The sequence below is a fragment of the Gelidibacter salicanalis genome (assembly GCF_016469035.1).
Lineage (GTDB): Bacteria > Bacteroidota > Bacteroidia > Flavobacteriales > Flavobacteriaceae > Gelidibacter > Gelidibacter salicanalis_A.
Genome location: NZ_JAEHJZ010000478.1, coordinates 1 through 319, shown reverse-complemented (window position 1 = coordinate 319; position 319 = coordinate 1). Strand labels below are relative to the sequence as shown.

The window sequence follows — 319 nt, the reverse complement described above, 5'->3', positions numbered from 1 at the left end:
GCCCAAGCCAGCAATTTCGTACGACAATTTTGCGTCCGGTCGTAGTTCCCATTGCGGTCATGAACTAACATTAGCCCGTGCGCTAGGGCAATTTCATACCGTGTGGAACTCCATCAAGGACAAACCGGTCGAAGATGCATGTGGACCAGACGTCACGGTTTGCTTGGAATCCATTATCGGGAAGGTCGAGGCAATCATGGACCGATCCAATGAATCTATTGTGGCACTGAGCTCTTGCCCCGATGCCAACACCAAGAAAATCGAAACTCTATCCGGTGAGCTCATGAAAACTGATGCCCTGCTCGCCCCTGCTCAAGGC

Annotated in this window: 1 protein-coding gene; it reads left to right on the top strand. The window is 51.7% G+C overall.

Annotation, left to right across the window (positions count from 1 at the left end):
• On the top strand, positions 1-319 hold a 319-nt coding region (locus JEM65_RS22700; protein WP_233530821.1), incomplete at both ends, for a hypothetical protein.